The 12,742-nt window shown below is 46.2% G+C and carries 9 protein-coding genes and 2 riboswitches; of the genes, 4 read left to right on the top strand and 5 right to left on the bottom strand.

Annotation, left to right across the window (positions count from 1 at the left end):
- Positions 1-113: 113 nt before the first annotated feature.
- The 5 genes from G7035_RS09155 to rhaB form a co-directional block, all read right to left on the bottom strand.
- A complete protein-coding gene (locus G7035_RS09155; protein WP_172494074.1) occupies positions 114-2,402 on the bottom strand; it encodes a GDYXXLXY domain-containing protein in 2,289 nt (762 codons plus the stop codon).
- A gap of 143 nt (positions 2,403-2,545) precedes the next feature.
- On the bottom strand, positions 2,546-3,442 hold the full coding sequence (locus tag G7035_RS09160; protein ID WP_019689001.1) for an AraC family transcriptional regulator: 897 nt from the start codon (positions 3,440-3,442) through the stop codon (positions 2,546-2,548).
- A gap of 182 nt (positions 3,443-3,624) precedes the next feature.
- Positions 3,625-4,470 carry a rhamnulose-1-phosphate aldolase gene (gene rhaD / locus G7035_RS09165; protein ID WP_019689000.1) on the bottom strand — a complete coding sequence of 282 codons (846 nt, stop codon included), beginning with the start codon at positions 4,468-4,470 and terminating at the stop codon, positions 3,625-3,627.
- A gap of 51 nt (positions 4,471-4,521) precedes the next feature.
- Positions 4,522-5,778 (bottom strand): L-rhamnose isomerase, encoded by a 1,257-nt coding sequence (gene rhaA / locus G7035_RS09170; protein WP_196478897.1) that lies wholly within the window; start codon positions 5,776-5,778, stop codon positions 4,522-4,524.
- Positions 5,775-7,271, bottom strand: coding sequence for a rhamnulokinase (gene rhaB / locus G7035_RS09175; protein WP_019688998.1), 1,497 nt, complete (start codon positions 7,269-7,271; stop codon positions 5,775-5,777). The genes rhaA and rhaB overlap by 4 nt, the downstream gene beginning before the upstream one ends.
- 328 nt (positions 7,272-7,599) lie before the next feature.
- Positions 7,600-7,703, top strand: a riboswitch (purine riboswitch).
- 156 nt (positions 7,704-7,859) lie between these two features.
- Here rhaB and G7035_RS09180 point away from each other — a divergent pair.
- The 4 genes from G7035_RS09180 to G7035_RS09190 all read left to right on the top strand — a co-directional run bounded on the left by G7035_RS09180 (position 7,860) and on the right by G7035_RS09190 (position 12,736).
- Entirely contained in the window at positions 7,860-8,477 is a 618-nt protein-coding gene (locus G7035_RS09180) for a xanthine phosphoribosyltransferase (RefSeq protein WP_016822598.1), read from the top strand.
- The gene (locus tag G7035_RS09185; RefSeq protein ID WP_016822599.1) at positions 8,471-9,778 is read left to right on the top strand and encodes a nucleobase:cation symporter-2 family protein; all 1,308 of its coding nucleotides are present in this window, start codon (positions 8,471-8,473) and stop codon (positions 9,776-9,778) included. The genes G7035_RS09180 and G7035_RS09185 overlap by 7 nt, the downstream gene beginning before the upstream one ends.
- Before the next feature lie 439 nt (positions 9,779-10,217).
- Positions 10,218-10,349 (top strand): hypothetical protein, encoded by a 132-nt coding sequence (locus tag G7035_RS27655; protein ID WP_016822600.1) that lies wholly within the window; start codon positions 10,218-10,220, stop codon positions 10,347-10,349.
- A gap of 382 nt (positions 10,350-10,731) precedes the next feature.
- Positions 10,732-10,936: riboswitch (cobalamin riboswitch) on the top strand.
- 216 nt (positions 10,937-11,152) lie between these two features.
- Positions 11,153-12,736 carry an ABC transporter substrate-binding protein gene (locus tag G7035_RS09190; protein ID WP_019688996.1) on the top strand — a complete coding sequence of 528 codons (1,584 nt, stop codon included), beginning with the start codon at positions 11,153-11,155 and terminating at the stop codon, positions 12,734-12,736.
- The last annotated feature ends 6 nt before the right edge of the window (positions 12,737-12,742 follow it).

Consider the following 12,742-nt stretch of genomic DNA (forward strand, 5'->3'; position numbering starts at 1 on the left):
AGTAATGGAGCAACCTGGTTCAGCCTGCTTTTTGTAAAGAATGAATTTCTAAAGCCTCACTTCGTTCGCTATTTCTCTACCTCTCTACCTCTCTATCTCTTTGCCAATCCGGATCAGCTTTCCACCAAACGTTCCAGCAACGCATCTCCATTGCGGCTGACCCGAATATAGGCGTAACGAGCGTTCTGTTCAACAGTACGCCCGGTTCCTTCAGGGATGAAATAATTCTCAATACCGTACAGAATACGAGAACCATTCCATTGTCCGTTAAGAATGATTTCATGATTGGCAAGCACTTCACCATCTTGATATAGACGATCAGCGATGTATACTCCTTGGCTATCTGGTGTGAGAACGACTTTAACTTTGCCTCGGTTCCAATCCTTCTCCTGAAGAGGGTTCTTGGAAGGAGGGGTAGAAATATCGTAATTCAGTGCCACATAATCGCCCTGCAACAGGGAGCGCGGGTCTATAGGAGCCAGCTTGAGCTTAACGGAGGCACCTGTGGCGAGTAGGGTTTCACTTCTCGCCGTCTGATAGCCGATAATTCCTAGCTGTAGCACAATGACAATGGCAATGAGTAACGGGCTTAAGCGCATAAAGCTAAAGCTGCGGTGGTCGGCATCGAACGCTGTTTTGCCGCTATGGGCCATTCGTCGATCGAACCACCAGGTAATTCCCAGTACAATGATTCCCAGTAGCGCCAGTGTAAAAGATTTATAGAGCAGCGTCCACAATAAATCATAGTATTTGAAGCCGATAAAAATAAACCAGAATACGACGCTTGTAATAGCCTCCGATTTTTGTTTGTGACGGATAAAGGCGAAGACCATCCATGTAACGATAACAAAATAAAAAATATTAATGAACATATAAGAGTGTGGAATGACATCCTCAAAAAACGTCGCCCAAAACAGGAACAATAAGCTGAAGAATAATGAACTATCCCGAAGATGTTCTTTTAACTCTGTCTTGAGCACAAAGTAGCTTACCCCATATAACACGGCATTGAGCACGAATAGGGCGAAGATGATGAATTCATAGGTCCAGTTCCAACCATACCATTCTTGATACTGCTTTAATAAAACAGTCGCCATATTCAGGTTTACAAAAGTATAGGCAAAAAATTGCTGCCTTTTCCCCTTGGAGCGAAACCATCCGGCGATGGAAACGATCAGAAATAATACTGAAAGTAACGTCTGGTCTGACCATAGAATGGCCGCCAGACCGGTAATATAGCTGATGGTCAGCAGTGTATAACGGACTACAGAATCCAGCTTGGACTCCGGTATGACAATCATCGTAATCATCAGCAGCAAAGACACACTCAGCAGTACATATTCGGTGTGATTTACGTTCGTGCTAATCATAATCAGTCCAATGAGGGATATACTGCCAATCAATACTCCAACCACTTTGATTACACGGGATACGGTTTTGCTGATCCATTCACTACTGCGGTCTTCGGAAACAGTTGTCTGCGCATCGGATTTTGCGATATCTTCTTTGTTCTCATTGGGTATTTCTCCAGCCTCCGGAGACGGTTTTCCCAAATGATTTAAATAACGGAAAAACCATACGTTACCCGTCAGTAGCAGTGCCACAAAAATCAAACCGAAAACAAAGAATAAAGATGAAGAGTACGCCTCTGCCAGCTCTATAAATTTAAAGACAGCAAAAGCCGAGAGCGCCAATGCATTCAAGGTCAATAACGTTTTATTCAGCCGAACCTTGATAAATATATAAAATCCTAAAGCAATCACAGCGATATGCGGTATATTCATGATCAGGCCATACCCATCGAATGCAAAGGAGTTGGTCATCGCCAACATAGCTATGTGGAGAACAGTAAAGCTGATATATTGTAGTGGAGCAGAATGTATACGATGAAGGAACGTCAATAGAAATAGCACCAGATTGAATATTGCGAACACTCCAGCAATGGACAACGATTCCAGTTGGCTATAAGCCGCGCTTTGCATCGTTGGATAAAAATAAAGCCATACCCCCAAATGAATCAATACATAAGACAGCATATAAAAAGGATTATAGCGGGTGATCCAGCTAAGCAGTAAAGCCGGCACTGACCAAATGAGAAACAATCCATAGCTGTCCGCATGGGAGTTGTAAATTTGACCGAGCAACGCCACGGAAACGCCGAAGGCTACACAGCCAGCCAGCAGAAATATATTGGACAGAAATGCTTGTTGCCCGGGAACAGCACGAACACGTGCAAATACAAAAGACAAGCCATAGAACAAAACAATAAGCGCAACAGCTAGCACAATTTTGGCTGTCCGATCCAGTCCGCCCCAATTGGAGGCGAAAAAATAAATAATCGCAGCCAGTATCAGTGAGATGCCCAGCAGATAACCTGTACGTATAGCATTAAATCGCAGCATGGAATTCACGTACCTTTCCTGTTGGTTTGATGCCTATTATAGCGTTGATAGCGCTCAGAACCAAGTACAAATTAGGATCAGGTCATAAAAAAGGGAGAGCCGCCGTATGATGGTGGTTCTCCTGTATCGTTGCTGGATTCCGACTAAGCGTTGGCAGTGCGGATCTCTTGCCGGGACTGATGCCGGAAGCGATATTCTCGGGGTGGGATTCCTGCTGTTTTCTTAAATGCCTTGGAAAAGGTGGACATGTCGGTATAACCGATAGATTGGGCGATGATCGACAGATTGTAAGTGGTCTGTTCCAGCAATCTTTTCGCTTCGTTAATCTTGAGGGTTTGCAAATATTTGGCGGGGGAGATAAGGAAGGTTGAATGGAATTTACGTGAAAAATGCGCACGATCCACACCTACATGCTCAGCAATTTGCTCAATTGTAACACGGTCACAATAATGCATTTCGATGTAATCCTTCCCCTGCTGGAGCCAATAATCAGAGCATACAGAGTTGCGCAGAGCATTAGATGTGTTGCGGGACAACTCCTCGAAGATCTGATGTAGTGTAATTAAACGGGCCAGATCGCTGCCCTGTCTGTTGTGGTCGTTGGCGATGGAAAATAGGTTGGAGATCAGTTCGAGGATTTCCTCGCTCACTGCATTAGCTATAAATGGCTTAGAGGGGTTAATCCCGATCCGCTCCAGTAGCGCCAGAGATTTCGGTCCCTCAAAGGCAATCCATACCTTTTGTAACGGGTGCTCTTGGTCGGTGTAAAATTCATGGGCAAGATGCGGAAAAAAACAGAATACATCAGACTTTTGCACACGATACTTCTTTTCCTTATAAATGAACTCAGCTTGACCTTCAAGTACAAAAATAAAATAAAAATAAGGGACAGCCTTGGGGCCGACATGACAGCTTGTCTTCGAAATATCCATACCCAGTCTGACTGGCCAAATGGCACTGGATTTTTCCAGTTCGGTTGTTGTGAAATAATGGTCTTCCACGATGTCGAAGTGATCTTCATTCTTTGTTCTTCTCATCATTGTCACCTCTCCTTTGGTGGAGATAAGGGAATTTTGATTTTATTGTATATAAAGGAAAGTACAATTACAAGTTAATTCATTGGAATTTAGGGTTATAAAATTAAAACGGTAAAGGCTCCATGGCTGGTTTGAGACGAGCCGTGGAGCCTTATAGAGTTCTGCGCTATACGATTAGCCTGTGTTTATACGTTCAGGATTCCTTCTTTTGGAGTAACATTAAAGGCTTTAGCCAGATCCGACAGCTCCTGATCTGTAATCCGTTGCTGGATATCATGCTTAGCAATCAGCATATAAATTTGCGCTGCTTTTTCAATCGTTTCAATCAGGCCAAACGCTTCATCAATGGAGCTACCTGTTCCGAAAATGCCGTGATGAGGCCATAATACAGCGTGATGATCCTTCATTTTTTTCGCTGTTTCACGGCCGATTTCGCTGGAGCCTGGCACCATCCAAGGGATTACACCGATACCGTCTGGAAAGACTACGATACATTCGGTACACATTTCCCACAGCGTTTTGGTGAATTGGTTTTCGTCCAGACTATGAATGAAGGTCATGGCAATGACATGGGTGGCATGATTATGGATTACAACCCGATGGTTGGGATCGACCTTCAAGCGCTCAATATGGCTCATAAAATGAGACGGCAATTCGCTGGTAGGAACCGCGTCATGCTTGAGGCCCCACAAAATTTCTAGCTGCTCACCATCTTGGGATACACGCAGGACTCCTAAATTGGCTTCCGGATCGGCAATAACGTTTTTGAAGTACTTGCCTGATCCAGTGACGATAAAATATTTGCCTGCCAGTTCATTCACGGGGAAAGCAGGTTTAATCGTTCGAATAACTTTATGAATATCAATATATTTGGCAACCTCGGCTTCATCCAGAATATAACTTACATTTCCTCCGTTGCGTTCATCCCAGCCGAATTTCCACATATTTTGCGTAATTTCCGCCATCTCGCGAACAAATGGGATATCCAGTCCTGATTTTCGTTCTTTTTGATTCTCCAGCACAGTAGTCATGGATGATCTCTCCCTTTGGATGATATGAATATAAAATGATCAGTGCAGTAGTTACCGTTTCAGCAGGACTCGTTGTTCATAGTTTTTAGCCTCGGTTAGCCATTCCTCACGAACAGGAACGCCGTTTTGAGCGCAATAGTAATCCCATACAGCCCCAAACGGATAGGATTTAAACTCTTCGACCAGGGCAAGTCGCGTAGTGAAGTCTCTTTCCTCTTCGGCTTTTTTCAGTTCCTCAATCGGCTCCAGCATGGCGCGAAGCAACGCTTTGATGGTGTTGCGTGTTCCAATGACCCATGCAGCCACGTGGTTGATACTGCCATCAAAGAAATCAAGGCCGATATGAGTGCGGGAAAGCAGCTCACCGCGAACGAGCTCACGGGCAATGTCCAGCAATTCGTCGTCCATCGTCACGACATGATCGCTATCCCAACGAACAGGTCTGCTGACGTGTAGCAATAATTGATCGGTGAACATCAGCACAGAGGACAGTTTGTTCGAAATGACTTCTGTCGGGTGGAAGTGACCAGAATCGAGACAGATAGATTTCCCCCGTGTCAGGGCGTAACCCATATAGAACTCATGAGAGCCGACGACATAGCTTTCCGAACTGATGCCGAACAGTTTACTTTCGACTGCATCGATGTTGTAATCTTCACTAATTTCCTCGCTGAAAATCTCGTCCAGAGCATCCCGCAGACGTTCTCTTGGAGCCAAGCGATCCACCGGGGTATCCTTGTAACCATCCGGCATCCAGTGATTTGTGACACAAGGCTGACCGAGTTCCTTTCCAAAATATTCTGCAATTCTGCGTGATTTCTTACAGTGTGTGATCCAGAAATCGCGAATTCCCGGGTCCTTGTGGCTTAGGGTGAAGCCGTCTTCCGCTTTAGGGTGGGAGAATAGGGTCGGATTAAAATCAAGTCCAAGCCCTTGCTGTTTGGCCCACTCTACCCAGTTCTGAAAATGGCGTGGCTCCAGTTGATCCAAATCTACTTGTTCTGTAGTATCTGCATAGATCGCATGCAGATTAACCTTGTGTTTACCGGGGATGAGCGATAGGGCTTTTTCCAAGTCCTGACGTAGTTCATCTGGCGTACCTGCTCTGCCCGGGTAGCTACCTGTTACGGCAATTCCCCCGCTAAGCTGTTTATCTTTGAACAGGAATCCTTGCACATCGTCTCCCTGCCAGCAGTGCAGTGATATTTTGATTTGTGAGAGCTTCCGTAAAACGTCATCCACCTGAATACCGTGGCGGGCATACAGCTTTTTCGCTTCGTTATAACTCGCTTCAATGGCTTCGTTCATGGCTTTACTCCTTTATTGAGATATGTGAATAGGGGTGTTGCTTGTATCTTGAGGCGTTCCCAGCGATCCAGAAGCTCTCCAATGCCTTCCACCGGTTGCGGCTCATATAGCCGAGTCGGGAAGGAATTGGCTATGGTTCGGCCAGCAGCTTTCAGATCTCCAAGAGCACCAGAGCTGATTAATTGCACGATAATATTGCCGATGGCCGTCGATTCGGAAGGTCCTGCCTGAACCTCAATTTCTAAAAGGTCGGCTGTTAGCTGACATAGTAATTCGTTGTTAGCGCCTCCGCCGACAATGTGCAATCTGGTAATCGTTTCGTCTGTTAAATGTTGTAGCTCATGTAAAGCATCCCGGTAGCTTAAGGCAAGACTGTCAAAAATACAGCGGGCGAGCGAGCCAGGTGTGCGTGGGACAGGCTGCCCGGTTTTTTCACAGAACCTCTGAATCTCAAGGGTCATACTATCCGGATTTAAGAAAGAGGACTGGTTACAGAGGACGAGACTGACAAACGGTGTCTCTGCTGAAGCCAATTGGGCCAATTCGGCAAAGCTATGTGCAGAACCACCTTCTCTTCTAACCTCCTGAATCATCCATAAGCCCATGATATTTTTCAAAAAACGGTACGTGCCGTAAGCGCCCCATTCATTGGTGTAGTTCGCCTGCATAGCTGTCTTGGTATTCAAGGGTTGGGATCGTTCCATACCCAATAGCGACCATGTTCCGCTGCTGATATAAGCCCAAGACTCCTCTCGCGATGATGGAACACCTGCAACCGCTGAGGCGGTATCGTGTGTAGGCACAAGGATGAGCTGGCAGTCTGGAAGATCGTATTTCTGAACAAGCTCCGGTAGGATGGAGCCCAGAACGCGTCCAGGCTCAGCCAGCTCCGAAAATTGATTGCGCCGAAGTTGGAGCAGGGAGAGCAGGTCCTCATCAAACTCACGAGTGTTCACGTTGAGAAGCTGCATCGTGGATGCATTGGTCATTTCATTGACCATAATGCCTGTCAGGCGATAGTACAGATAATCGGGTACCATCAATATTTTATCTGCTTGGGCGAGTTGTTCCCGATCATGGACGAACAGTTGATATAGGGTATTAAAGTTTAGTTCCTGGATGCCCGTTTTCTCATATACCTCTTCTCGGCTGGTGAGCTGATGCAGCTTATCGGGGGCATGTAGAGTGCGTGCGTCGCGGTATGCGTACACCTCATGGATGCGATGACCTTCCTTATTAAGTAACACGTAATCTACAGCCCATGTATCAATGCCGAGCGTACAGGAATCGATTCCATTTTGTTTGGCTTTTTGCAGTCCCTGGATGATCTCATCAAATAAATTGTCTATATTCCAGTAATCGTGCCCGTTCCTCTCAGTAAAGGAGTTGTTGAAACGATGAAGTTCTTGCAAGTGAATTTGTTCACCTTGTAGAGTTGCACTCACGAGTCTTCCGCTTGAAGCTCCAATATCAACAGCAAGATAGTTGTTCATATCTAATCTCCTTGCATGGATGAAATCCCGGCAGCCTGAAAGACTGCCTTTTGTTTCTTAACTAACTCCATACTACTTCCGTTTGTCTGTGCAGTCAACATAAACGGAAGTATAATATTTGGTTTTTCTTTTGAATTTAAAAATGAAATTAATTTTAAATGTTGTTTTGTATTGTTTTTCGTTTTTTAATATCTGCTTTCTACTATATATATACCTCAAACAGGGATCGGTGTGTTGTTGCGATATTCAAATTGTGGAAGGTTCTCCAAATGCCGCTGTTTGTATGAAAAATAGTCTTGAAACCGCCCGCCAGAGGGTGTAGTATACAAGATATCAATTTCATATGACTCGTATAATATTGGGGATATGGCCCAAAAGTTTCTACCGGATGACCACTGTAATCGTCCGACTATGAGTGATAGCGCATCAGCTTCGGATGAATGCGGGCATTTTATTTGTGCGCCAATCCGTCAGGGATTACGACCCCAAGGACAGGCTTCACTTGAGAAACGACTCAAGGGAGCTTGTCCTTTTTTGGTTTTTGCAGGTTTTATTCTATTTTAAGTACAGAGGAGCGATATTCGCATAATGAAAGCTTTGGAAGAACGTATTCGTCAAGAGGGACAAATTTTATCCGATACGGTGTTAAAGGTAGATTCATTTTTGAACCATCAGGTGGATACAGCATTAGCATTGGAGATTGGTAAGGAGTTCGCACGTCTGTTCGGCAGTGCTCCAATTACCAAGGTGCTTACTATTGAAGCTAGTGGTATTCAATTTGCTATGGCCACTGCTATTGCTTTGGGAGTACCGTTCATTTATGCGAAGAAAAAGAAGGCGATCACGCTGAATGAACAGGTATACTTTGCAGAGGTTCATTCGTTCACTCGGCAGGAAACCTATCAGGTGAGCATTTCCCAAAAATATCTCGATGCCAGCGACCATGTGCTGATCGTGGATGATTTTTTGGCTACTGGCGCAGCTTTGGTCGGACTTACCGATATTGTGAAGGAAGCAGGAGCAGAGCTGGCCGGAGTTGGCTGCGTAATTGAAAAGAGCTTTCAGGAAGGCCGTGGACTGTTGGAGCAAAGAGGCATTGCCGTACGTTCTCTGGCGCGTATCGCTTCCATGGCACCGGGCGAAGTTCATTTTATAGAGGAAGCTGGCACGGTAATTCCTCCCGTTAAGGAGAATGTGGGATGTTAAGTAAACAAAAATTATTTGCGCTGGGTTTCCAGCATGTCATGGCGATGTACGCCGGAGCTATTGCTGTTCCTCTGATTGTAGGGGGAGCGCTGCACCTGACGCCAGCCCAGATGGCCTATCTAGTGGCTGCTGATTTATTCACTTGCGGGATTGCTACGTTATTACAAATTATGGGCACACGCTTTTTCGGTAGTAGACTTCCCGTCATTTTGGGCTGTACGTTTACAGCAGTAGGACCTATTATCGCGATTGCTTCGACATCAAATCTGGCGACAGCGTACGGTGCCATCATTTTGTCCGGTATATTTGTGGTGCTTGCGGCACCGTTGTATGGCAAACTGTTACGCTTTTTCCCAACAGTGGTTACCGGCTCGGTCGTTACGATTATCGGTCTATCCCTTATTCCGGTGGCGATGAACAATGTAGCGGGTGGTCAGGGCAGCGCGGATTTTGGACAGCCGCGTAATTTGCTGCTGGCGCTGGTTACACTACTGGTTATTCTGCTTGTCAATCGAGTAGCCAAGGGCTTTTTACGCTCGATTTCCGTTCTTATTGGTCTGTTCGCAGGTACTGTAGTCGCCTATGCGATGGGAATGGTGCATTTTGCTCCCGTAGCGGATGCTTCGTGGGTGAGTATTGCGCAGCCGTTTTATTTTGGCAAGCCGGAGTTTAGCATTATGGCAGTATGTACGATGATTATCGTCAATATTGTGAGCATGGTCGAGTCTACAGGGGTTTATCTGGCAGTAGGTAAAGCGATTGATCAGAAAGTGGAGCAAAAGCAAATCGTCAATGGACTTCGTTCGGAAGGACTTGCGATTATGTTGGGCGGTATTTTTAATGCGTTCCCTTACACGGCCTTCTCCCAAAATGTGGGTCTGATCTCGCTGACTCGCGTCAAATCACGTAACGTTATTTTTGCTGCGGGCGGCATCATGGTCGTCCTCGGTTTGCTGCCTAAGCTGGCTGCCTTGACGACAGTGATTCCTAACGCTGTGCTGGGCGGGGCGATGATCGTCATGTTTGGCTCGGTTGCTGCATCAGGCATGTCTATTTTGTCAGAAGTGGATCTGCGGAAAGAAAGCAATCTGCTGATTGCAGCATGCAGTATTGCCGTGGGCCTAGGCTCAGCTGTTCTGCCGCAAATGTTCGACCAACTGCCGAGCTTTGCCAAAATGCTGCTGCAAAACGGCATCGTATCTGGCTCGATTACGGCAATTGTCTTGAACATTGTTTTGGCAAGAAAACAGGGTGAATCGGTCAAAGGCGTTAATGTCTCAGAAGTTCCACAGAAGGTTTGATGAATAGGAAATAAACAAAAACAGCCGGAGAGAGGGCGTAGCCTCTTTTCCGGCTGTTTGGCATGGGGTTATCCAGAACTAGTTATTTATTAAGCAGCATGAAATTATTGATAAAACCCTCTTTCTGTATGAAGATCGGGGTTTGGATTATCGAAGTGTAGTCATAATAGTACACGCTGCGTCCTTCCTCCTGATTTTTCGGGAGGCGCTGCCTAAATAATAGACCACTTTGCTGTCTGGGGACATATAGATAAAGCTGCGGGACGAAATGGGGAGCTTAGTTTGGTGCGTTTTCCAGTTGCACTCTTAGGTTGGTTTATCTACTAGAGGAATTTGCTAGAGTGGTAGGAAGAGGCATGGTATAATCTACCTTAAGGACTTTGGATAGTGGTGGATGTTTTCGGATCACGGCGCAGCTTCCCGAAAGGGGGTGAAGCCGATGGTCAACCTTGTGTCGTGCTATGATGTGCTGCGTTGGATGGTTACGTTACTAAGCCTGGTGTTTAGTATTCGTAAGCTTTATCGCTGGCTGCGTCGGAAATTTCGGAACAAGCGAAAACCCACCGCGTAATTAGGTTGGCCCCTAACGGTGGGTTTCGTTCGCATTAACATTCAGTTATGCAGCGCGCCGTGGTGGTGATCCACAGCCTTTCAAGTCCTAAGAGTCTTTGCCGTTGGAGCGGCGAAGGCTCTTTTTAGTATACGGATACGGTGGTTATCTCTATACCTAATTTTAACACGTGAATTGTGTGCACGCAACGTTAAGACATACCTTCAATTGCGCGCAAGCAATGAATAGCCTTGGTCTTGATTCACACTATATCATTCAAATTTAAATTATTACGCAACATTTGTTGACAAGCCAGTAGCAACAAAATAAGATAATCCTAAATCGTAATAAAAAGGAATAAAGGAAGAAAACAGGTGTGAGCCGGACAACTCTATATACGAAGTTTCGTAGAGACGATGTAGATAGTTGTTGAGCGTGTTCACTTAAAAGGGAAGTTCGGTAGATTCCGACACGGACCCGCCACTGTATACAGGCATCAGCAGGGTACTGCTGGAGCTTTCAGAACAAGCCACTGGAACTGTGAGGAACCGGGAAGGCCTGAAAGATACGCTTGGAGTCAGGAGACCTGCCTGTTTTGACATCACTGTCAGACCCACGGGATGCTGGGGAGGTGGTTAGGCGTGCTGCATACGGAATGTCTGAAACCGATCTGATCCCTTCTATGTTTTTGGAGCTGGCTTTGAGGTGAGTTTTGACATTTTATAATGAAAGCATTTCTGACTGCTGATCAAGTGGTTGGGAATGCTTTTTCGCGTTTTGCGTTAGGTTTATACGATTTTACAAGATAGAGGGGGAAATGTGGGATGATAGGCAATCGTAATAGGCGTTCATGGTTCATATGTACAGGATTGCTGCTGCTGATGGCAGTTATGACTCTTTCGGGATGTGGCGCAGCCACGAAGACGGAGGATAGCTCGGGCAAGGGTGAGAACACGTCTGCACAACAGACTCAAGCAGATAAAAAGCTGGTGATGGCGTATACGTGGAAACCGTCAGGCGTCGATCCGCATGGAGATAATAGCTGGGATGTGATGCGTTCCGGTGCCGGTGAGACACTCATTCGTTTGAATGAAAAACTGGAACCTGTAGCTTGGCTAGCCAAGGAATGGAAGCATGATAGTCCTAATGTGTGGTCGTTCAGCGTGCAGGATAAGGTCACGTTTCATAATGGAAAGAGCATGGATGCAGTAAGTGTAAAAGCATCTTTGCTGCGCTCAATCGAAAAAAGCCATCTGGCGAAGGATTTACTGGATGTGAAGTCCATTGATGTAACTGGTCCGCTGACGCTGAAAATTACGACAAACCAGCCGAATGCAGCGCTGGTATCCAATTTGGCTGATCCGTCAACGATTGTACTGGATGTGGCATCCATGAAAGATGAGCAGAGCTACCCTGCAATGACAGGTGCTTTTAAAATCAAAGCCTTCAACAAGGATCAATCCTTGGTCGTCGAGCGTTATGACGGATACTGGGGCGAAAAGGCGCGCTTGGCCGAAGCGACGATGAAATTCATTACGGACGGTAATTCGCGCCTGATGGCGTTGCAATCTGGTGAGGTGGATGTAGCGACGGATATTCCGGTAGATAACGCAGAGGTATTAAAAAAGAACGACAAGCTACAAGTGCTGTCGGCTCCATCCTTGCGCACCCATATGATTGTGTACAACATGGAATCACCTGTGTTCAAGGATGCAACCAACCGTAAGGTGGTGGACAGTCTGATTCCGCGCGCGTCCATTGTGAGCGCCGTCATGAGAGGCTTCGGTACGGAAGCAAGCAGCCCGTTTCCGAGCATTCTTCCCTTCGGTAAGATTGAGCGTAAAGCATTGGACGGAACGACGGAGCAGTTGTTGACGAAGGATGGCTGGCAGAAGGATGCCCAAGGTACGTGGACCAAGCAGGGTAAGCCATTCGAGGTTACGCTGCTGACCTTCCCTCAGCGTCCAGAGCTATCCGTCATGGCTGAGGTGATTCAGAGCCAATTGCTGAATGAGGGAATCCAGGTCAAGATTCGCAAGGTGGAAAATATCGACGAGGCATTGACCAAAAATGATTGGGATTTTGCTATGTACAGCATGCTCACGGCCCATACAGGGGAGCCGCAGTATTTTATGGACATGTTCTACTCTTCTACAAGTGAAGCGAATGTAAGCCGTTATGCTTCCAAACCGCTGGAGAATATTCTTCACAGCCTGAAGTTGGCAAAGGATACCGCACAGCGTAATGCGGTAACACTGCAAGCGCTGGATATCATCAATACAGATTTGCCGCAGTCGTTCATTGTGCACCCTGACAATGTGTTTGGTGTGAAAAAAGGAGTAAAGGGCTTTACACCGCATCCGATCGAGTATTACTACATTACAGCGCAATCCGATATTGCGGAATAACGAGCA

This window comes from Paenibacillus polymyxa (assembly GCF_015710975.1).
GTDB classification, from domain to species: Bacteria; Bacillota; Bacilli; order Paenibacillales; family Paenibacillaceae; genus Paenibacillus; species Paenibacillus polymyxa.

Coding starts and splice junctions, on each gene's coding strand:
- G7035_RS09185 (WP_016822599.1), top strand. CDS start 8,471: ATGTTAAGTAAACAAAAATTATTTGCGCTGGGTTTCCAGCATGTCATG.
- G7035_RS09160 (WP_019689001.1), bottom strand. CDS start 3,442: ATGATGAGAAGAACAAAGAATGAAGATCACTTCGACATCGTGGAAGAC.
- rhaD (WP_019689000.1), bottom strand. CDS start 4,470: ATGACTACTGTGCTGGAGAATCAAAAAGAACGAAAATCAGGACTGGAT.
- G7035_RS09155 (WP_172494074.1), bottom strand. CDS start 2,402: ATGCTGCGATTTAATGCTATACGTACAGGTTATCTGCTGGGCATCTCA.
- G7035_RS09190 (WP_019688996.1), top strand. CDS start 11,153: ATGATAGGCAATCGTAATAGGCGTTCATGGTTCATATGTACAGGATTG.
- rhaA (WP_196478897.1), bottom strand. CDS start 5,778: ATGAACGAAGCCATTGAAGCGAGTTATAACGAAGCGAAAAAGCTGTAT.
- G7035_RS09180 (WP_016822598.1), top strand. CDS start 7,860: ATGAAAGCTTTGGAAGAACGTATTCGTCAAGAGGGACAAATTTTATCC.
- G7035_RS27655 (WP_016822600.1), top strand. CDS start 10,218: ATGGTCAACCTTGTGTCGTGCTATGATGTGCTGCGTTGGATGGTTACG.
- rhaB (WP_019688998.1), bottom strand. CDS start 7,271: ATGAACAACTATCTTGCTGTTGATATTGGAGCTTCAAGCGGAAGACTC.